18 protein-coding genes and 2 pseudogenes are annotated in these 21,077 nt (G+C 40.3%); 12 read left to right on the forward strand and 8 right to left on the reverse strand.

The genetic code is table 11. The annotated features are described in order from the left end of the window. Positions 1-82: 82 nt before the first annotated feature. The 5 genes from BLS23_RS12905 (at position 83) to BLS23_RS12925 (ending at position 5,105) form a co-directional block, all read left to right on the forward strand. Positions 83-622 (forward strand): hypothetical protein, encoded by a 540-nt coding sequence (locus BLS23_RS12905; protein ID WP_089652964.1) that lies wholly within the window; start codon positions 83-85, stop codon positions 620-622. Positions 623-689: 67 nt separating this feature from the next. Further along, on the forward strand, positions 690-1,751 hold the full coding sequence (locus BLS23_RS12910) for a hypothetical protein (protein ID WP_089652965.1): 1,062 nt from the start codon (positions 690-692) through the stop codon (positions 1,749-1,751). A gap of 5 nt (positions 1,752-1,756) precedes the next feature. After that, positions 1,757-2,260, forward strand: a complete 504-nt coding sequence (locus BLS23_RS12915; RefSeq protein WP_089652966.1) for a hypothetical protein — start codon at positions 1,757-1,759, stop codon at positions 2,258-2,260. Positions 2,261-2,598: 338 nt separating this feature from the next. Then, a complete protein-coding gene (locus tag BLS23_RS12920; protein ID WP_089653059.1) occupies positions 2,599-3,858 on the forward strand; it encodes a GntP family permease in 1,260 nt (419 codons plus the stop codon). Positions 3,859-4,079: 221 nt separating this feature from the next. Beyond that, a complete protein-coding gene (locus tag BLS23_RS12925) occupies positions 4,080-5,105 on the forward strand; it encodes an Ltp family lipoprotein (RefSeq protein WP_244157199.1) in 1,026 nt (341 codons plus the stop codon). A gap of 849 nt (positions 5,106-5,954) precedes the next feature. Here BLS23_RS12925 and BLS23_RS12930 read toward each other — a convergent pair. From BLS23_RS12930 to BLS23_RS12945, 4 genes are all read right to left on the reverse strand, one after another. Beyond that, positions 5,955-6,173: a heavy-metal-associated domain-containing protein gene (locus BLS23_RS12930; protein ID WP_089652967.1), complete on the reverse strand. Its 219-nt coding sequence runs from the start codon at positions 6,171-6,173 to the stop codon at positions 5,955-5,957. A 16-nt stretch (positions 6,174-6,189) separates the two neighbouring features. Beyond that, positions 6,190-6,672, reverse strand: coding sequence for a helical membrane plugin domain-containing protein (locus BLS23_RS12935; RefSeq protein ID WP_089652968.1), 483 nt, complete (start codon positions 6,670-6,672; stop codon positions 6,190-6,192). Continuing rightward, on the reverse strand, positions 6,647-9,640 hold the full coding sequence (gene fdhF, locus BLS23_RS12940) for a formate dehydrogenase subunit alpha (RefSeq protein WP_208599178.1): 2,994 nt from the start codon (positions 9,638-9,640) through the stop codon (positions 6,647-6,649). The genes BLS23_RS12935 and fdhF overlap by 26 nt, the downstream gene beginning before the upstream one ends. A 70-nt stretch (positions 9,641-9,710) precedes the next feature. After that, positions 9,711-10,967 carry an L-lactate MFS transporter gene (locus BLS23_RS12945; protein ID WP_208599179.1) on the reverse strand — a complete coding sequence of 419 codons (1,257 nt, stop codon included), beginning with the start codon at positions 10,965-10,967 and terminating at the stop codon, positions 9,711-9,713. A gap of 875 nt (positions 10,968-11,842) precedes the next feature. Here BLS23_RS12945 and BLS23_RS22270 point away from each other — a divergent pair. The 7 genes and pseudogenes from BLS23_RS22270 (at position 11,843) to BLS23_RS12980 (ending at position 16,807) form a co-directional block, all read left to right on the forward strand. After that, entirely contained in the window at positions 11,843-12,124 is a 282-nt protein-coding gene (locus BLS23_RS22270; RefSeq protein ID WP_089652969.1) for a histidine kinase, read from the forward strand. A 303-nt stretch (positions 12,125-12,427) separates the two neighbouring features. After that, positions 12,428-13,441: a GTP 3',8-cyclase MoaA gene (gene moaA, locus BLS23_RS12955; protein WP_089652970.1), complete on the forward strand. Its 1,014-nt coding sequence runs from the start codon at positions 12,428-12,430 to the stop codon at positions 13,439-13,441. 22 nt (positions 13,442-13,463) lie between these two features. Continuing rightward, the gene (locus BLS23_RS12960) at positions 13,464-14,474 is read left to right on the forward strand and encodes a MoeB/ThiF family adenylyltransferase (protein ID WP_089653066.1); all 1,011 of its coding nucleotides are present in this window, start codon (positions 13,464-13,466) and stop codon (positions 14,472-14,474) included. Positions 14,475-14,544: 70 nt separating this feature from the next. Continuing rightward, a pseudogene (locus BLS23_RS12965) lies at positions 14,545-15,573 on the forward strand (molybdopterin molybdotransferase MoeA); the annotation flags it as partial. 40 nt (positions 15,574-15,613) lie between these two features. Then, positions 15,614-16,087, forward strand: a complete 474-nt coding sequence (locus BLS23_RS12970) for a molybdenum cofactor biosynthesis protein MoaE (RefSeq protein WP_089652971.1) — start codon at positions 15,614-15,616, stop codon at positions 16,085-16,087. After that, the gene (gene moaD / locus BLS23_RS12975) at positions 16,080-16,313 is read left to right on the forward strand and encodes a molybdopterin converting factor subunit 1 (RefSeq protein ID WP_089652972.1); all 234 of its coding nucleotides are present in this window, start codon (positions 16,080-16,082) and stop codon (positions 16,311-16,313) included. Before BLS23_RS12970 ends, moaD begins: the two co-directional genes overlap by 8 nt. 18 nt (positions 16,314-16,331) lie before the next feature. Then, a pseudogene (locus BLS23_RS12980) lies at positions 16,332-16,807 on the forward strand (MogA/MoaB family molybdenum cofactor biosynthesis protein). 181 nt (positions 16,808-16,988) lie between these two features. Here the strand turns inward: BLS23_RS12980 and BLS23_RS12985 are convergent. The 4 genes from BLS23_RS12985 to BLS23_RS13000 form a co-directional block, all read right to left on the reverse strand. Then, a complete protein-coding gene (locus BLS23_RS12985; RefSeq protein ID WP_089652973.1) occupies positions 16,989-17,432 on the reverse strand; it encodes a tripartite tricarboxylate transporter TctB family protein in 444 nt (147 codons plus the stop codon). After that, on the reverse strand, positions 17,433-18,914 hold the full coding sequence (locus tag BLS23_RS12990; RefSeq protein WP_089652974.1) for a tripartite tricarboxylate transporter permease: 1,482 nt from the start codon (positions 18,912-18,914) through the stop codon (positions 17,433-17,435). Positions 18,915-18,929: 15 nt separating this feature from the next. Then, positions 18,930-20,042, reverse strand: coding sequence for a type 2 periplasmic-binding domain-containing protein (locus BLS23_RS12995; RefSeq protein WP_244157209.1), 1,113 nt, complete (start codon positions 20,040-20,042; stop codon positions 18,930-18,932). 105 nt (positions 20,043-20,147) lie between these two features. Further along, complete coding sequence (locus BLS23_RS13000; protein ID WP_089652976.1) at positions 20,148-21,017, reverse strand: LysR family transcriptional regulator; 870 nt, start codon at positions 21,015-21,017, stop codon at positions 20,148-20,150. Between the last annotated feature and the right edge of the window lie 60 nt (positions 21,018-21,077).

Here is a 21,077-nt window from a genome sequence, read left to right on the forward strand (position 1 = left end):
AATCTGAAAACCCTTGAAACACGGGTGGAGTGTGATAATCTATTTCATGTAAGAAAAATATGGAAAAGGTGGAATTTATATTATGAAAAAGAAATTCATTTCTTCGATGGGTGTCGCTTTATTAGCTTCTGCTGCCATTACAACTGGAGTAGGTGCTGCCGAATCTAATGGGGAAGACGTAACTAAGACGGAAAAATACAGCATCAACTGGGAAAGTGAATGGGAAAAAGCGGAGGATTATGGAGATACTGTAGAGTTTGGAAACAGTAACTCAACTTCCGAAGGTGAGTTTCAAGCGGCAGCAAGCTCCTGGGGATCCTTATCCACTGGAAAAACAGATGTAGCATCGAATTATATTACAGGCGCCGTTAGTAGTACAGGTACTTCGAAAGGTAAGATCTACACGACGGTTACCTCAGCAACCACGAGTCTTAAAAATACTAGCTCTGGTTACACGGTAAATGGTAGCAAGTCCACGGCCATTGGAAAGTTTACTGCTGAATCAACGGCCGAAATGGGCGGGGTTTTCAACACGGTTTACTCTGGCCTTACCATTCATACAGCTACAGATTCGGGAGTCCTATACGAAGCTAGAACTCTTGATAGTGTGCTACACTACTAAGGAATACATAAAATTGCACTAAGCTACTTTTTAGCTTAGTGCAATTTTCATTGGAAAGGATATACTTATGAAAAGAAACCTCATGTTTATCATTCTCATAATCATTGTTTTAAGTGCTTGCTCAGATGGGCAGTTAAACAATGAATACAGTGAAAAAGACGTTGCAACACTATCAAATGACGGTACCGTTTTAGAAGGATCTAAGGATTTTGAACTGCTTAGCAAATCGGATCAAATTGCTGAATCATCGGTTCCATTCACTTTGGTGAAGGCTTTTGTCCCTGATGATGATTTCAAAAATGAAATCACGGTCAGAGGTGAGGCGTTTACTTTTCTTACCTTACCAGAAAACAAAGATCACTTAACAGGTAACATTATTGTGGAGAATAATAAGGACGAAAAGGTTGAGATGCAAGCCCTATTTATGCAAGGGGATCGCACAGCAAAGGTTAGACCAAAAGAAGATGAAAAGTGGTCGACATCTATAAAGTATGATGTGCCGCCAAAAACTTCCATCACACTGCCGGTAGAAATTTCTATAGAAAAAGAGGGTCAGGGAGAGTTATCATTTATACCTTTAGAGGATCTCGCTGATAAGGAACAGATAGGGAATGAAAATGTAAGTAATTATCGCTTCTTTTTGCAATTAGACGATGTTACCATTGATAATGAAAAATTAAAGCCTCTTTCATTTACGTTGAGTGAAGAGCAGATGAGTTCTTTGAAAGATCCTTACCCTTCACCATCATGGAGTACAAACAATGGTGAAGCTGTGAAGTTTTATGAGAAAAACGAACAGCTTTTCACTAAGAAAAGGATCCAAGGGATTACATTGAACACCCTGCCTTATTCAACAGTTATCGACGTGGTCCATTTTGATGAACATGGTAATTCCACGGTGTTAAAAGAAGATATAGTTTTAAAAGAAAACGAAAGCAAATATCTACCATTTGAAAAAGAAACAATAGAAAAATTATATGAAAAGGATCGGCGGCAATTTATCAAAGTGACTAATAATCGGGAAGAAAATATATTGGCAGATATGAAAGCCCTGGATAATGGATCTAAACCATTCCCAACATCCTATCAAGGCATCATTGAATTACATCCAATGAAAGAGGGAGAGTAAAAAGGGTGAAAATGATTAGTAAGTGGAGCATCTTTCAACTATTAAACATAGCAGCACTAGTGACCCTTATTTTTCTATTTGAAAAAATCGGGTACATCCTATTTGATGCGTTGTTATCAAATGGCTCTTCGATCATGATTCAGCTTTATTTTGCTATAGCCATTTTGTTAACAGTCAGTTTCAATTACTTTGGGATTTATTGTCAGCTAAAGAAAAGCAGCGATCAAATTTTTCAACATAAGTTTTGGAGAAACGGAATAAAAGTATTTGGGCTTTCCCTTGTGATTTTAATATTTGTAATTCTATGGTTTGGATTTACGGGTGATATCTTTATCGTGGTTGAGCAAAATCGGTGGGTTATGTATTTCATCGCTGCGCTTTTCATTTCGATGACTTATTTTATGATGGTTTCGGTCGTTTCTAAATTTGAAAACTCTCCCTTTTCCATTATTAAAATGAGTTTTTACGCCACCTATCTCTTGCTTGTCATTTCAATTTTTATGATGTAGTTCATGACACAAAATATAATTGTTCATTCCATACAAAAAGGCAAGCCGTAAGGAAGGCTTGCTTTTTTGTATGGAAAATTGCTGGAATCCATATAGTGAATGCTAACCCCAAGCCGTTCGCTACAAATTCATTTTTCTCCGAATCAGACCTTTTAGGTTGTTCATATACAAGCAGGGTCTACAGGCTTGGTAGTGGTAAAGGCCCCTGTGGTTATATCATAGTTGTTTAAATTCTTTACTTTTCGTAATAAACTTAGAGAGAAATCAATGGAAGGTCAACGTAAAAAATATATGTTATGGTACATACATTTATGGATCAGGAAAGAGTGGTGAGGATGATCGGCGCAGAGGTTAGTATTTTAGGTGTGTTAGTGGCAATGGCAATTACGATTATTTTGATATTCAGGAGTATTAACCCTCCGTATGCCATGATGGCAGGTGCTATTGCTGGGGGGCTCGTAGGCGGGCTCAGTTTAGCGGCTACTCTGGAATTCATGATAGGCGGGGCTCAATTATTGACCCCGGCTGTATTACGGATTCTGGCAGCCGGAGTGTTAGTTGGCGTTTTAATCGAATCAGGCGCGGCCAATGTCATTGCCAACACCATTGTGTCAAAAATGGGAGAGACAAGGGCATTATTAGCGATTACAGTATCCGCGTTAGTATTAACCGCAGTAGGGGTGTTCATCGCTGCAGCAGTGATTACGGTCGCACCGATCGCATTGATGATCGCCAAACGGACCGGAGTTTCCAGGTTAAGTGTGTTAATCGCTGTCGTATGGGGCGCTAGGGCAGGAAATGTAATGTCGCCCAACCCTAATACCATTGCAGCGGCTGAAAGCTTTTCCATCCCATTAACGAGTGTCATGTTTGCTGGAATCGGCCCAGCCATCATTGGTGCAGGATGTACCTATTTTATAGCAAAAAAATTGAATAATAAGGGATCTAAGGTCACTAAAATTAGGATGGAAAAGACAGATGAGATCAATCAACCTTCTTTTGTGGCAGCCATTTCAGGTCCTTTGTTTGCGATTTTCATCTTATCTTTACAGCCATTATTAGATATTGAAGTAGACTCATTAATTGCATTGCCAGCAGGGGGTATTTTCGGGGCCATAATCATGAGGAAAACAACGGATTTAAAGTCTTTCATGACGAGCGGACTTCAAAAAATGTCTGGAATATCCATTTTAATACTCGCAACGGGTACCTTAGCCGGCATTATCGTGAATTCCTCACTCAGTAGTATGATTATGAGCGGCTTAAATGCCTTTGATTTACCCATCTCTTTCATCGCACCTCTATCAGGTTCGTTTATGGCACTCGCCACAGCATCAGCCACGTCTTCGGCAGCGATTTCCAGTAATGTGTTTGGTGAAATATTGTTAGAAAATGGCGTCAGCGCTTTAGCCGCTGCCACGATGATTAATGCGGGAGCTGTTGCATTTGACCATTTGCCACACGGTCCGCTCTTTCACATTTCACGGGATAGTCTGTTCATGGAAATGAAAGAACGATTGAAAGCCCTGCCTTATGAAACGTTGATAGGCATGGTCATTGTGATTGTTTCTACAATTATTTATGCAGGTTTGCTGTAAAAGTAGAGGACGGTTCGGGTGCTTCCTGAAATTAATACGTATAAAAGAGCGCTTCAGTCACGAAGCGCTCTTTTGTTATGGAATATCATTTAAAATTTAAGATGATGCGTTACCACGTTTCAAAATTTAGAATGTTTACATAACCCGAATGAAAAAGGAAAGTATCGCTTCTTGCTTAATATACTGGAAGGAGATGTTATAAAAATCAGAGGAGGTTATTTGTGGACGCATTCTTACTGATTTTAATGTCATTGGCTTTTGCAGGGACGATCGTCTTTTTTGTTTTTGCCTTCGTAAAAGGGAAGGATCACAGGCGCGGGAACTTTCTAAAATCGGGTGGTTGTCTGTACGCCTGTTTCGTCCTGGCTATGTTTGTAGGATCTGAGGAGGGAGCTTTTCTAACCTTCTTAGTAATTTTAATGGTAACAGCTTTAGCAGGTATGGTCGTCTTTTTCATATTAGCCTTCGTGAAAGGGAAGGGGAACAGGCTGGGAAACTTTTTGAAATCAGGGGGCTGTCTTCTTGCATTACTGGCTTTTGTCCTTATTACGGGAGCGATGAGCGAGGATGTTCCGGTCACGGAAGAGGTTAATGCTTCTATAGCAGACAAAGAAGCTGAGGCGAAGGCGAAACAGGAAGAGGAAGATAAAGAGCGAGAGGCTAAAGAACAAGAAGAGAAAGAACGGGATGAACAAGAAGCTAAGGAACAAGCGCAGAAAGAGCTGGAAGAACAAGAGGCTAAGGAACAAGCGCAGAAAGAGCTGGAAGAACGAGAAGCTAAAGAACAAGCCCAGAAGGAACAAGAAGAACGGGAAGCTAGGGAAAAAGCTCAAAAAGAGCAGGAAGCCAAAGAAGCTGAGGAGCAAAAGAAGAAAGAAGAAGAGGAGCGTAAGGCTAAAGAGGAAGCAGAACGGAAAGCAAAGGAGGAGGAAGAGCGTAAAGCTAAAGAAGACAGCGTAACCGTTTCTCAAAAGCAGGCGGTAGCTATGGCTGAGCAATACCTTAGTTTCATGGCATTCTCAAAGTCAGGGTTGATCGATCAATTGGAGTTTGAGGGGTTCAGTACAGAAGATGCCACCTATGGTGTAGAACATATTTCGGTGGATTGGCAGGAACAAGCGGTGACCAAGGCCGAGGAGTATCTTGATTTTATGGCGTTCTCAAGACAGGGTTTGATTGATCAATTGGTTTTCGAAGGGTTCAGCAAAGAACATGCAGCGTACGCAGCCAGTCAAGTGGGGTTGTAATCGCAAGGTGGAAGCGGGTAATATGACAAGAATATAGGTAAAAAATGAGGGCTTATGAAAGTGCCTGACCCCTACGCTAAAGTGATAACGTGGTGGAGGTCAGGCACTTTTTATATCGTCTGCATAATGAGTGGAATTTAGGAGGTGAGCACCAATATCATACATATAGGTGAAGGTGCCTGACCCCCCATGCGCTAAAGTGTTACCGTGGTGGGGGTCAGGCACTTTTTTAAGGCACTTTTTTTAATGAGTCCTAGAAGGGATTTGGGTGTAACGTATAGCAGGTTAGCAGCAGAGATTCTCAAATATGCAGAAGATGGGACAAACATTATATTGAAAATGGTTGGATGGAGGAGCCGCCAAGAGCATTAGACAGAGATGAGTTAGCCAAGAAAAAATAACTGTTATAGTCCCACAAGATCCAGTAATAATTTCCCGATTCCTGGCATCGAGAGATGGGAGGAGGATCGTAAATCCGTCCATCCTTTCTTTGTAAGCTCCAAAGTCCTCCGAGTGCAGATGATTTGAGCTACACCGGTGAGAGTCACGGACCACATATTCCAACAAATGTGTGGCACTCCAGAATAGTTCTTCTAAAAGTTGCAGGCAGGTAAAGACTCCCTGCAACTTTTTTCTGAAACGTATGAAGAAATATTTAGAGGAGCGCACGATGGATACTTATTACAGAGAGAAGACCTAAGGGAATAATAAGTATGAAGGTTATTCGATATAGTATTAAACGTATTTCTAGTCGCGTCTTTCAGGAGCAAACTACTATATATACCTTTATGTAAGTACACTTTTTATACGAAAAGGGCCCTTTCTAATAGAAGGGCCCTTTTCGTATAATCATTCATCTTCTTGTATGGGTTCAAATCCACTGTCCCGAATGGCTTGCATAAAGTCTTCTAATGACCCTGCTTCTTCATTATATGAGAAAGTAATTTTATTGAATTTAGTATTTACGTCTGCTTCCCTAATGCCCCAAACATTATACAAAGCTTCGTTCACTTTCTCTACATCAGATGAGCTGGTCATTCCATTGATTTGTATAGTAACTTCCTTCAAGGAAGCTCACCTTCTTCTATTTTGTTTTCATTCCTTGACCCATGCCTTGCAAGAAATGAATCATGGTTGTGATGGATCGATTTACATCGGGGTCACGTATAGATTTTGCGAGTCCCCACAATCCTAATTTCTCATCTTTTTGGCTTTGTTCAGCTGAATTCTTAAGACCCTCACTTGCCCCATTTAATAATGTATTTAGTTGGTCAGGATCCACCTTGGTAAAGAAATTAAAAGTACTGATTCCACTTTTCACTAAATCATGCACTGTAGGTTTGTCCAATTCCTCCATGGCTAAAATTCCGAGTTCATGTCGTGTTCTTAACATGCCTTTTGTAATATCGAGAATACCGAACTTATGAAGTTCCTCAATAATTTCTAATAGGATCAGAATGGACTCTTTATTCTCAGTTAATTTTTCTAGTATTTCATTTAGATCGGAGGCTTGCTGTTGATCAGGAGTAAGAATGGATTCATCAATTTGCTTGATCGCTTTCGCCATGTTCAACTCCCTTTCTCTTAATAAATTCCGGAATCGGTGTAAAGTTTTCCCGTTCCCATTTCCTTTCAACCTCAACGCCTTCTTGAGGTTGAGGATTACCGAATCGGTGGTTTATTTCAGGTATAGGCGATGGACCGCTCGGCTCAATCACTTCCATTTTAACATCCATTTCTTTGTAGTTAGGAGTGTGGGTGTCTTTGTCATGATAGCTACTCGTCAGCTTGTTTACAGCACTTTTTTCTTCCATCGAATGCATAGGAAAGTACAATTGTTTACCCTTCACTTGTTCTGTTACCCAAACTCGAATTTCAGTTTCCCCGTAGGGAGATTTCAATCTCACAAGAGCGCCTGTTTTTATTCCACGTTTACTTGCTAATTCAGGTGAAACTTCAAGCCACGGCTCAGGTACTTTATGACTGATTCCTTCTGAACGATACGTCATATTGCCTTCATGGAAATGTTCCAAAATCCGACCATTATTCAAGTGTAAGTCATACTCCTCGCCTGGTTCATATGGAGGTGTCCACTCAACTGCGAATAATCGAGCTTTTCCATCTTCGAAACCAAACTCTTTCTCATAAAGTAGAGGAGTATCTGACCCATCTTTATTCACAGGCCATACCTGACTGTTCCAACCTTCCAGCCTACTATAACTTACACCTGCAAAAATTGGAGACAGTTTTGCAGCCTCGTCCATGATTTCTCCTGGATGTTTATAATTCCAGTTTGCACCTAGTTTATTAGCGAAATTCTGGAAAATTTCCCAATCAGGTTTGGATTCACCTAGAGGTTCAAGTGCTTTGTGAAAACGTTGAATTCTTCTTTCCGTATTTGTAAATGTTCCATCCTTCTCTAGGCTTGGTGCTGCAGGCAAAACGACATCTGCGAACTGAGCAGTCTTAGAGAAGAAGATATCCTGTACAACGAAGAAATCAAGCTTTTCAAAAGCTGTGTGAACATAATTAATATTGGAATCAACAAGACCCATCTCTTCTCCAAATAGATACATCGCTTTCACTTTCCCATCTTGGATAGCCTCAACAACCTCGTGGTTATTGTAACCAGGTTCCTTAGGTAAAGTTGTTCCCCATGCTTCTTCATACCTAGCACGGATTTTATCATCCTCGATCGACTCGTATCCTGGTAACCACTCTGGCATTGTGCCAAAATCACTTGCTCCTTGCACATTGTTATGTCCACGTAACGGGTAACCTCCCGTACCGGGCTTGCCATAATTTCCTGTAACGAGAAGTAAGTTTGATATAGCCGTACTCGTATCCGTACCACCTTTATGTTGTGTAACACCCATAGCCCACAATGCACACATGCTTTTTGCTTCATGAATGATGGTAGCTACTTTAATTAGAAGTTCTTTGCTTAAACCAGTTTTATCTTCTGCATAATCCAAAGTATACGTATCCAAAGAATCTACGAAATCCTCAAAGTTATTTACGCGCTTTTCAATAAAATCAGTATCATGCCAATCTTTATCAATAATATATTTGGCGATGGCATTTAACCAAACTAAGTCTGTTCCTGGTTTTGGACTAATAAATAAGTCTGCTCTCTGTGCAAGTTCATTCTCTCGCAAATCGAACACGATCAACTTTTGATTAAATAATTTATTCGCTCGTTTTATTCTTGTTGCCAATACTGGATGAGATTCTGCAGGATTGGCTCCCACAACTAGCACAAGTTCTGAACTTTCAATATCTTCAATTGTTCCTGCATCTCCACCGATTCCTACGGTTCTCATTAAGCCAGTAGATGCAGGGGTTTGACAGTATCGCGAGCAATTATCTATATTATTCGTTCCAAACACACTACGCGCCAGCTTTTGGAACAAATAGTTTTCCTCGTTCGAGCATTTTGATGATGCGATGAATCCGATAGAATCATTACCATGAGTTTCTTTAATATCTGTCATTTTTGAAGCCATTAAAGAAAGAGCTTCTTCCCAAGTGGCTTCAACGAACCTTTCACCTTTACGAATTAGTGGTGTAGTTAAACGTTCCTCACTGTTCACAAAGTCCCATCCGAATTTACCTTTAACACAAGTGGAGACTCCGTTAGCAGGAGCAGCTGGGTCTGGTTGTATTTTTAAAATTTCACGATCTTTTGTCCACACTTCAAAGCTACATCCAACACCACAATAAGTACATACCGTTTTCGTTCGTTCGATACGATCTTTACGCATAGTTGCTTCTATATTTGAAATTGTTAATATTTCTCGATATCCTGGCTCGACTTCTTTAGTTAGATTAATCATTGGTTCCAGTACATCATTTGGTATGCCTGTCATGTACCCCGCTTCTCCGAGCATAGATTTTTCCATTAGTGCGTTGCAAGGACAAACTGACACACAATGACCACAAGAAACACAAGATGATTCATCAATTGGAACATCATTATCCCAAATTACTCGAGGGGCGTTTCGCTCCCAATCAATGGTTAACACTTCACTAACTTGAAGATTCTGACATGCTTCCACACAAAGCCCGCACAATATACACTGGTCCGGTTCATAGCGATAAAAAGGATGAGAATTATCAGCAGGGTATGGTTTAGCTTTGAATGCATATTCCTGATGTTCAACCTCTAAATATTCCGCAGCATTATGAACCTCGCAATTTCCATTATTATTATCACAAACGGTACAATAAAGTTCATGGTTCTCCAATATTCGTGACATAGCCTCGTGTTGAGCTTCTTTAACATTGTTGGACTGGGTTTTGATCTCCATTCCATCTTCAACTTTAGTGGCACACGCCCGTTTCAGTTCTCCATTAATTTCTATAAAACATGTATCACATGTCTGTATAACACCGATTCCGAGGTCTGGTTGTGTCGAACAGATACCTGGTACGTAAATTTTTTGATTTCTAACGGCTTCAAACACCGTTTCACCATTATTAACAGAATACTGCTCTTCATTAATTGTAATTTTTAGTTGCTTTCCTGCTGCCACTTAAAGTCACCTACCTAATAGAATTCCTTTATGCCTAAGTGTTTACCATTTTTGGTAGATATATACAAACTCATGTTGGATTCGGCACAGCTTCTGTTTTGCTCTTACGATAACGAACAATTAGAATCTTCATAGCAATAGCAGTAAGGAAAGCTGTTACAATTAAGATACCAAAGATAATAAAGGTTACATCATAACTATTAGTCGTCTCGCGAATATAAGATACAGCCATCGGTCCTACCACTCCAGCAGCTGCCCATGCAGTAAGCAAATATCCATGTATGGCACTTAGTTGTTTTGTACCAAATAAGTCTCCGATAAAAGCTGGAAGATTAGAAAACCCTCCACCGTAGATGGAAACAATGAGAAACATAGACGCTTGAAAAAATAGAGAGTTTGTTATGTTTATAAGAGAGAAAAACAGCACGAGCTGAATTGTGAAAAAGATGATATACGTGTAGGCTCTCGTAATATAATCTGAAAGAAAAGCCCAAAACAACCGTCCTCCTCCATTGAATAAACCCATAATACCTACCATCGTTGCAGCAGCAGCTTCCGTCATCCCTGCTTTTTCTTGGGCCATTGGGGAAGCAACAGAAATTAACATAATCCCTGCGGATATATTGATAAACATCATCCACCACAACATCCAAAATCGAGCCGTTTTGACTGCTTCTCCACGAGTCATCTGGTCTAAATCACTGGTATTCTTGTCATTCTCTTCATCAGGATTATATCCCTCAGGTTTCCAGTCTTTAGGTGGAGGAGTGATGTAGGATGCACCTAGAGCCATTAAAACTAAATAGCACGACCCTAATATATAGAAAGACCAATGAATACCTAACGTATTATTTAGAAATTCAGCAGTAGGTCCAGCAATTAAAGCCCCTGCCCCAAAACCAAAAACCGCCATTCCCGTAGCTAAACCACGACGATCCGGAAACCATTTGACTAACGTGGAAACAGGAGCAATATAACCAATTCCTAACCCAATCCCACCAATAACCCCGTATGTGATATAAAACCCCCAAAGCCATTCAATTTGAACCATTAATCCTGTAAATAACATACCTCCACTAAATAATACGGCTGCGATCAATCCCGATGTACGCGGGCCTCGTTTTTCGACAAACTTCCCCATGAAAGCTGCTGTTAGTCCTAAAAAGAAAATCGCAATGGTAAAAGCAAGAGCAACATCTGTTCCACTCCATCCTAACTGCTCAGTCATCGGTGTTTTGTAAACACTATAGGCATAGACCGATCCAATTGATAAGTGCATAGCAACTGCAGATACAGCAATCAGCCATCTATTTTTTTTGGTTTCCACAATGATTCTCCTTTCCAATTTATTGTTTTATTGTGTCCTTTACGTGATATATCACTCAAAAAACTGAACATTTTATAAGTGCACGGGCTCTGTTGTGTTCTATCTGCTATAGAACGATTTGGGTTTTAATAGACGAAATTTCATAAATTAGTATTTATCGACGAATTATAGCTTTTATCAAGAGTTACCCATTCCAAATGCTACATCCGATTAATGGAGCACCTTATGTAATTTAGTTGAAAGACAGCCTGAATTAACTTGAGTTACCCGAGTAAAAGAAGGCGAAATCAATAATCTCAATGTGGAAATTGACAAGTTTGTTATGGAGCTTTTTTTGATGATCCTACATTAATGCAAAAAAGATTGTACATTTTACCTGATATATCCTCTCTCTTTCTTTAACAGAGGCTAAAGCCAAGAATTTTTAAATACTAAAAAATATATTATTGAGAGGTTCAAGCGTTTTATTTAGAATTTTTACTTGAAAAAATTTTTAAAGGGAGGTATTTCCAAATGAAAAACGAAAAGAATTTAATTGAGGGAAGGATAATATGTATGAAGTATTATCAGAAATTAATAAACCAAATAAAAAATATAAGTAATCAGCAATTTTTATATGGAATGGCCATACCTATTACCTGCTATAGGCTTACTAGCATTATTTTCGGAATCTCAGTTTAAAGATTTTATCCAGGAATGAGCAAGTGGGAGGGGGTGGATGGAAAGGAGAAATCAAGAATAAGGCAAAGGACGGGACTCCTTATTGGATGGATAAGAAATTGTCCCCTTTTTTAACGAAACCAGTATTTGCGATCCGCTTTGAAATCACCAAGCGTAAAAAGGCGGAGGAAGAATGACAGCATATATTGACCTGATTGATCGAAGTTCAAGAGCAAGAAAGGAAAAGACTATCAAGAGAATTACATGATGAAATTAGACAAAACCTGTATAGTTACGTAGTTACCCTCAATCGGTTGAATGCAGAGCTGGAACATCCGTTGATTGAACGGTTATTGGAGGAATCCAAAGACTTAATTCAGAAATCCCGCGATTTCTCTTGGCAATTAAGACCTTCTGTATTGGATGACCTAGGTTTGATTCTGCCATCCGTTCCTCAGAAAGATATGAAATCGATATCTATTTTAATAACTCGCTAGAACATCGTTTGGTTTCTAATACCGAGGTTACCATTTATCGGAGGATTCAATAATCTCTAACATATGTAAGGAAGTATGCTAGTGTCGCCCAGGCTTCCGTAACCATAAGAGTATTGGTGGAAGTCCGTGGAAAGGGATTTGATCAAGAAGAGCTTTTTTGGGGTGTAGGTTTGGTGAGCATGGAGGAAAGGGCCCGGTCGGTTGATGGAGAACTTTCTGTGCATCCGACTCCTGGAAAAGGTACTACGAGCGTAATGGATATTCCCTGTGCGGATTAATAGAAAACAAGAGGAGAGTTATGCTATGAAGCTAGCTTTAGAAGATAAATTCGGTCGGCCATTAGAAGATTTGCGTATTTCCGTAACTGATCGTTGCAATTTCAGGTGCCTATATTGTATGCCAAAGGAGATATTCGGAGACGATTTCGAATTTATGAAGAAAACGCAACTTCTCACCTTTGAAGAAATCTATCGGTTGGCCAAGATTTTCATTGAATGTGGTGTTAAAAAAATTCGATTGACAGGTGGAGAGCCCCTTTTGCGCAGGAAATTACCCGATTTGATTAAGATGCTGACTAGCCTTGAAGGCTTGAAGGATATAGGCTTAACCACGAATGGTTTTCTCCTTGAAAGATATGCCATGGAACTGAAGAAAGCTGGACTCCAAAGAGTGAATGTAAGTCTTGATGCTATCAATAATAAAACCTTCCAGTCAATCAACAGTGTTGGAGCGCAGTCCGATCGGATTTTGAAAGGCATCAAGAAAGCCAAAGAGGTTGGACTTGTCGTCAAAGTCAACATGGTAGTCAAAAAGGGAATGAATGATGGAGAAATCATACCGATGGCAAAATTCTTTAAGGAGATGGGGGTTACTCTACGTTATATAGAATTCATGGATGTCGGCCAGTCAAATGGTTGGGAGTTTAAGCATGTCGTAACGAAAAAAGAAATCTTCGAGATGCTTTCCAAAGAATTTGATTTAGAGCCGGTCGATCCGGATTATTTGGGGGAAGTTGCCAAGCGGTACCGTTATAAGGGGACAGACACAGAAGTTGGATTTATCACGTCTGTCTCGGAGTCTTTCTGTTCCACTTGTACGAGGGGCCGTATTTCAGCTGATGGTAAGTTTTTTACATGTTTGTTTGCAGCCCAAGGATTCGACTTAAGAAGGTTGGTTCGCGCCGATCTTTCGGATAATGAAATCAAAGAACACTTTGCTCCGACCTGGAGAAATAGGAGAGACCGTTACTCCGATGAACGGACAGAAGAAACTGTTAGAAATAAACCACGCATCGAAATGTCTTATATCGGTGGTTAGGGAAATGGGAAGGAATCAAATCATGAAGGATCGCTACTCCCGGCAGATGCTGTTCAAGCCTGTTGGCGAACAAGGTCAAAAAAGAATAGAAAAAGGTCATGTCATGATATTTGGTTGTGGAGCATTGGGAACAGCAAGTGCTGAAACACTGGCAAGAGCAGGGGTAGGTAAGTTGACGATCATCGACCGTGATTATGTAGAAGGAAGCAATTTACAACGCCAGCAGCTTTTTTCCGAGTCCGATGCTATTCAGGAAATGCCAAAGGCGATTGCTGCTAAAAAACGCTTGTCAGAGATTAACTCAGATATTTTAATAGATTCTCATGTGATGGATGCAACGGGGGACGAGCTGATTCCTCTTCTAAAAGATGTCGATGTTGTAATCGATGCTACAGATAATTTCGATGTTCGTTTAATGATGAATGATCTATTTCATAAGCTTTCTATTCCATGGATTTTTGGCTCATGTGTCGGAAGTACAGGAATGAGCTTTACGATTTTGACTAAGCAAACACCGTGTTTGAATTGTTTGCTTTCATCTGGACCGATTTCAGGAGCCACTTGTGATTCAGCTGGTATCATTGCACCAGCTGTCCAGATAGTGGCAGCCCATCAAACGACAGAAGCGTTGAAAATGTTGGTAGGTGATACGGCTGCTCTACGAACCAAACTTATCACATTCGATTTATGGAATAACCAACACCAGATGATCAATGTCTCCAAAGCAAAAAAGGATGATTGTAAAGCGTGCGGGGAATTTCCAAGTTATGAATATTTAACAGATGAAAAGAAGACCAGGACGGAAGTTCTTTGTGGGAGAGAAACGGTGCAGATACGCTCCCGTCAACCTCTAGAGTTGAGTGAACTGGAGAAAAGGTTACAGGTGTTCGGGGAAGTAAGGAAGAATAACTTTTTACTTTCCTTGAGGTATCAGAATTACCGCTTGGTCTTCTTCCATGATGGAAGGACATTAATCCATGGCACGCATTCAGTGAAAGAAGCCAAAAAAATTTACTATCAGTTAATCGGGTGAAAAGTGTTAGGAAATTTGTAAATAAACTACGGTGGAAATTGTAGGAATAACCTCGGAAAGGAAGGTCGATATGGTAGAAACAAGAAAACCCATTAAAGTAAATGATGCAGTCAAAAAAGTAATGGATCATGCTCTTGAAGGCAAAGTAGAATACGTTCCAATTGAAGCATCATATAAACGTATTTTGGGGGGAGATTTAGTTGCGGATCACGACGTTCCTCATTTCGATCGTTCTCCATATGACGGCTTTGCTTTACGTGCGGATGACACAGCGGGAGCAACCCGGGAAGCACCAGTGATATTGGAAGTGGTCGGTGAAATTGGTGCAGGGAGTGTTTTCGAAGGGAAAGTGAAGGAAGGACAAGCCGTTCGGGTTATGACAGGGGCGGCTATCCCAGAAGGCTGCAATGCTGTCTGTATGTTGGAATTGGTGGAGGAGATCCACGAAAATTCTAAAACATATATACAGACAAAAAGGTCCTATAAAGCGGGCGATAATATTTCTTTCCAAGGAGAAGACAGAGAAAAAGGAAGTGTTCTGGTCAAAAAGGGGACCTACATAAACCCTGGGATTGTTGCTTTATTGGCCACTTTTGGTTATGGAAAGGTTCCTGTGAGCAGGAAGCCGACAGTTGGGGTAATATCAACAGGAAGTGAGTTATTGGATATTGAAGAGCCCTTGCAACCCGGGGAAAATCAGAAACAGCAATGCTTATATGTTACTGGCACAGATCGAACGAGCTGGCGGTGAAGCCCTCTACATAGGACAATTTAATGATGATTTTGCCACCTGTTATGAACAAGTCAAAGACAGTTTGGAAAAGGTGGATTTCCTCATTACTACGGGTGGAGTTTCTGTTGGGGATTACGATTACCTACCAGATATCTATGAAAAGCTGGAGGCGGATGTGTTGTTCAATAAAGTGGGAATGCGGCTGGTAGTGTGACGACGGTCGCCGAGAAAGACGGGCAATTATTGTTCGGATTGTCCGGCAATCCTTCCGCTTGTTATGTAGGATTCGAACTTTTCACCAGACCGGTTATCCGGCATTTCCTTCACCAACCGAATATATATATCCGTAAAGAGAAGGCAATTCTCTCAAATCAAGAGAAAAAGAAAATAGAGAGGAGTTTCTTTTGTGACAGATAATTTTGACATCATTGATACACCGATTGACACCCAATCATTGATTGATAAAGTAACGAAGAGAGAGGCGGGGGCCATCACCATTTTCATAGGGACAGTCAGGGAATGGACGGAAGGAAAAAAGACCCTGACCCTGGAGTATCAAGCCTACAAACCGATGGCCATCCAAAAGTTAAAAGAGATTGGGGAAGAAATACAAAGCAAATGGCCAAAGACAGAAGTTGCGATCACTCACCGGATCGGTCACTTGGGGATAACGGATATTGCAGTTGTTATTGCTGTTTCTTCGCCACACCGCAAAGCAGCATATGAAGCCAACGAGTATGCCATCAAACGGATCAAACAAATCGTCCCTATTTGGAAAAAGGAACATTGGGAAGACGGAGAGACTTGGATTGGCGACCAATTGGAGACAACCCCTTATCCAAGTGGAAAACCAAATGTAAAGGATGAATCAAATGATTAAAGTGTTGTTTTTTGCCCATTTGCAAGAGGAAATCGGTAGAGGGGAAATGGAATTGGATAACGCTGACATTCCCGTTAGGAACCTAAAGAGTTATCTGCAGGAGAAATATAATCTCTCCAGGATGGACCAAGTCATGGTAGCCATCAATGAAGAATACGCCGTCGATGATGATGAAATCAAAGATGGGGATGTCGTTGCTTTTATTCCACCTGTAAGTGGTGGATAAGAAGGATTGGAGGTTTGCCTGATGCTCAAGAAACACCGAAAAGTATCCCCGAAGGAAGTGAATTGTGCCGTTCTGACTGTCAGTGATACTAGAAATGAAGAGACAGATAAAAGTGGTCGGAAGATGAAGGATCTATTGGCTGAATCAAACCATCAGATTAACAGTACCACATCATCCCTGATGAAAAAGATTTGATTAGTCGAGAGATTGAAAGTTTACTTGAGGATAATAAAATAGAAGCCATCCTGGTGAATGGTGGAACAGGTATCGCCAAAAGGGATGTGACAATTGAGTCAGTTTCCGCTTTTTTTGAAAAAGAACTACCTGGTTTCGGTGAGCTATTCCGTTATTTAAGTTATGAGCAGGACATTGGAACAGCCAGCATCCTATCAAGAGCAGTAGCAGGTGTAGCAAAAGATAAAGTTATATTTTGTACGCCGGGCTCCACGGGTGCAGTCGGACTTGCGATGGAAAAAATCATTTTGTCTGTGTGAAAGTGCCTGACCCCCACTACGCTAAAGTTTTATCGTGGTGGGGGTCAGGCACTGATATTATGTCTAATCAACAGTTCTGAAGGCACCTTCCATAGTTTTTTAACTATTGGAAGTTTTTGGGTGTTTTTAAGAAAATTCCCTCTTGTATGTGGACCCTATTTATCCATTTCACTCTTCCACTTCAGAGCCCTAACAATACACTCTGCGGCCATGCAATGTTTAGTAAATTGCTTAAAACTGTAATAATAACTAAAGCAATGCCAGTAGAGTAGAGAGCTTTGACGAAAGTGAACTTAGATTCTATAAGTAAAAAGGCGATAAGGTAAATAGTAGAAGCAACAAATAACCCCACTAAAGAAATAGTGATGACGTAACCTACAATCCATCCTATATATATAATCGGTTTAACAATTAAAACTTTCGGATGCGAATCTTTTTCTTTTTGTTTCATTATTTTTGCAACTTCCTTTACTAGATAAATACCCGATACAAGACTCCCGGCGATAGAAACATATAAAGGGAAGAATTGAGCTAAGCGGGAAAAAGCAAGCGCAGTAACAGCGGCCCAGACAAAAACAATAAATATACAAATAGTAAATATTACATTTAGGGTTTGTTTAGTCATTTATACACCTTCTCTCTGCAGGTTGTTGCTGATTTTTTTCATTATCGATCCTCCTGTAAGAAGGATGACGATTAATACACCGATCGAAATAACGATAGGATTGCTGAGCCATTCCCAGCCGTATCTTTCAATGGAGATCCAATAGTACCTTTCTGCTGATATGGCTAATACAAACCCGATAAGTAATGGGGGACGCGGCCAATCAAGGATCGTCATGATATATCCCAACAAACCGATTGCGATAAAGGCTATAATGTCACCCCAGGCAAAATTACTCTGGTAAGCTCCAATTAATAACAGGATGGTTAGGAAGGGGACCAGCTTCTCTCCTGGGATCAAGCTAAGTTTGGCAATAGGTTTAACTAAAGTCATACATAAAATAGCTCCAATAATGTTGGCAATCACAAGTGTCCAAACAATAGATAAAGTGAGAGATAAATCGGTGGTCAACATTCTTGGTCCTGCTTCTAATCCCATTAATATTAATCCGCCCAGCAGGATTGCAGTTGTTCCACTTCCAGGAATGCCAAATAACAGAGTCGGGATGAGAGATCCGCCTTCTTTCGCGTTGTTTGCACTTTCAGGAGCGATTACTCCACGAATGTCTCCCTCACCAAACTGATTATTTCTTATCGTCTTTTTACCTGCTCCATATGCAAGCCAGTCGACGACACTTCCTCCCAAACCGGGAATGAATCCGATCAGGCTTCCTAAGACAGCGCTTCTCATGATTAAGAACTTGTTCTTAAGAGCATCACCCACGCCTTTTAAAACCCCGCCTTTTAAGTGATTCGCTTCCGCTACGCTTCCCTTATGGGTCAGCATTGTAATGAGAATTGGAAAGGCAAAGATCGCTAAGGCGACAACTGGGAGGGAAAGACCATTAGAAAGATATAGAAAATCAAAGGTGTACCGGTATTCCGTAATAGCTGGAGCACTTCCGATGGAGCCGATCATTAAACCCATTAAACCTGACAAGGCTCCCTTAGCAGGTGAATCTCCTGCTAAAAGGCCGGCCATGCTCAGTCCAAGCATCGTTAACATAAATAATACCGGTGAATTGAAACTAGTAATAAGCGGAGCAGCCATTGGAATCGCCAGATAAAGAGCAACCCCGCCTATGACTCCACCGATCATAGAGCAAAATAACGCAGCCCCCATCGCCCTGGATGCTTCGCCTTTCTTAGCTAAGGGGAATCCGTCCATAATGGTTGCCTGTGATCCGGAAGAGCCAGGGATTCCAAGCAATACAGAAGGAAAGGTGTCTCCAGTATGGACAACGGCTACCATGCCAATCAACAGGGCCATGCCGACAAAGGGGTCCATCCCAAATACAAACGGAAGTAAAAGAGACATCCCTACGGTTCCGCCTAAACCCGGGAGCAGGCCAACGACGATGCCAAGCCCAATACCAAGGCACATGAATAAAATTCTCGATGGATCTAAAACAATACTTAAGGCTTCTATTGCACTTTCAATCATAATATCCCTCCGCTTCTATAGTTTTCTGACATCAACTCCATGTTCTCTTAAAAGGAAATCATAAATCCAATTGATTGTTTCCTGATTCATATTTTTCTCTAAGTTTTCTATCCTTTTCTCTAACTCTGCCTGGGAGTATATTTCATAATCTTCTAGAATAATAGAAGACTTTTGCTGGAATTGTTCATCTTTCATTAATTGGTTGGCTGCTTTTTTCAATTCTTCTTTTGCACTCTCAGGCGCATCCTTATGAACCCATATCACTTTTTGTAGGGTATAGGTAGCGTTTAGAAAATGTTTGTAGGTTTCCCATGCTTGTCCTTTAGGTTCGCTCCCGTGAAGCTCTTTATAAATTTCTTTTACAGTTGGAAGGTCAGGGAATTGCGGATCTCTCACAACTGCACCGTTTTCATCGATTTGGCCTAGACTATAGAGGGGAACAGCTTTCCCATTCTCCACCTTAGGCTCTATGTTCTGCTTATAGGATGTCGTTGTTTGAAAGTCAATATTACTTTCTCCTTGTTCAAAAGCTACTCTTGCTGGACCTCTTCCTTCGTAACCCAGTACTGCTTTGGCATCTATCTCCAGTACTTCAAAAGAGAGTAGAGTCGTTAAATCCAATCCTGTGGGAGACATGCCTGCATAATAGAGCTTTTCTTTCACTTGGCCGAGATCAAAACCATCTTGAATATTTAAATCTGTTGACCCATAAACAACACCTCCTGTAGGTGCGCCAACAAGGGGAGTCAGTTCATCAAAACTATACTGAACAGATGATTGATTCAGTAAATAGGGGATATGAGTGGAAGCACTGGTTGTTACTAGATTTGTCCCATCCTTATCATAAGAATTTACATATTCATTTGTTCCTGTAATACTTCCACCGCCAGGGACGTTCTCAACTTGAATACTCGGCTGGTTCTTTATATGGTTTGACAGCGGTGCTGCCATAAACCTGGCAAATACATCGGTTCCGCCTCCTGAACCATAAGGAACGACCATTGTCAGAAGATCCTCATTATAACCTTGCTCTTCTTTACTACTCGTTCCAATAGAACTGACAATGGATAAGGGTTGGCAACCTGCTAAAAAAAGGTTAAGAACCAGCAACAAAGTAAGCGCATACATTTTCCTCAATGCGATGTCCTCCTTCTTTTTTGTGTTGTCATAAGGTTATAAAAATCATTGTCATAAGTAAAATAGATAAATATTATTGTCATCTATAAAATATTTTTATATTTTTACAGTCTGCTGTTTGATTAGGAAATCGATAAAAGCTTTTACAATAGTAAGCTGGATAAAGTCTGTCCGGTACATTAGCCATGTATCACGCAAGACAGGCTCTCCATTTTTATAGGTTAACCCTTCCTTATACAGGTCATCGGAAGGGGTTAGACAGATTTCGGGAACAACAGAAAATCCTAAATCATTCTTTACCATCTCTTTACTCGTTTCCTGTCTGTCCACTTCCATTGCAGTTAAAGGAGATTGAGAAAATTGATCATTCCACCATTTGCTGATCAGCTGTTTTAGTGAATTATCGGTTTTGTAATAAATGAAGGGAAGCTGAGGGAGTTCATCTAGTGAAATTTCATTTTTAGATATGATATACAATTGCTCTTTCGTTAAAAGTGATTTTTCTCCTTCCCAATCATAATCCCCCCTGAGAATTCCCAAGTGGATTTGAGATTGATTTAATAAGTTCATGATTTCGGTACTCCATCCGGTCTGTACCTTAAATTGAATATTGGGATAAGAGGTAGAGAATTTCTTCAATAATGCGGGAAGCTTATATTGTGCAAAGTTACTTGAAACACCGATCCGAAGAGTGCCTCTCACTTCATTACCAATGTTAAAAATTTCATCTTTTAATGTAAGATATTCCTTAATCCGTTCCTTTGAATAATCTACAAGAAGTTCGCCTTCAGAAGTAAACTCAACTCCTTTTTTTGTGCGAAAGAAAAGCTTGGTCTGAAAGGACTCTTCCAGCTGCTTCAATCGGTAACTAAGAGCAGGCTGAGTGATAAATAATTTTTCAGCTGCTTTTGTTAAGCTTTTTTCTTCTGCAATTGCATTTAAAATCTGCCAGTCTTTTTGATCCATAAGATGAAACTCTCCTTATTTATAAAATATATTTATATACATTCATATAAAATTTTGATT

The sequence above is a fragment of the Halobacillus aidingensis genome (genome assembly GCF_900104185.1).
GTDB lineage: Bacteria > Bacillota > Bacilli > Bacillales > Halobacillaceae > Halobacillus > Halobacillus aidingensis.

Bases quoted from the DNA above. Each gene is read 5' to 3' on its own strand.
- BLS23_RS12985 (WP_089652973.1), bottom strand. From the start codon at position 17,432: ATGACTAAACAAACCCTAAATGTAATATTTACTATTTGTATATTTATT.
- moaD (WP_089652972.1), top strand. From the start codon at position 16,080: ATGATTAAAGTGTTGTTTTTTGCCCATTTGCAAGAGGAAATCGGTAGA.
- BLS23_RS12935 (WP_089652968.1), bottom strand. From the start codon at position 6,672: ATGGCGAAAGCGATCAAGCAAATTGATGAATCCATTCTTACTCCTGAT.
- moaA (WP_089652970.1), top strand. From the start codon at position 12,428: ATGAAGCTAGCTTTAGAAGATAAATTCGGTCGGCCATTAGAAGATTTG.
- BLS23_RS12990 (WP_089652974.1), bottom strand. From the start codon at position 18,914: ATGATTGAAAGTGCAATAGAAGCCTTAAGTATTGTTTTAGATCCATCG.
- BLS23_RS12995 (WP_244157209.1), bottom strand. From the start codon at position 20,042: ATGTATGCGCTTACTTTGTTGCTGGTTCTTAACCTTTTTTTAGCAGGT.
- BLS23_RS13000 (WP_089652976.1), bottom strand. From the start codon at position 21,017: ATGGATCAAAAAGACTGGCAGATTTTAAATGCAATTGCAGAAGAAAAA.
- BLS23_RS12910 (WP_089652965.1), top strand. From the start codon at position 690: ATGAAAAGAAACCTCATGTTTATCATTCTCATAATCATTGTTTTAAGT.
- BLS23_RS12960 (WP_089653066.1), top strand. From the start codon at position 13,464: ATGAAGGATCGCTACTCCCGGCAGATGCTGTTCAAGCCTGTTGGCGAA.
- BLS23_RS12905 (WP_089652964.1), top strand. From the start codon at position 83: ATGAAAAAGAAATTCATTTCTTCGATGGGTGTCGCTTTATTAGCTTCT.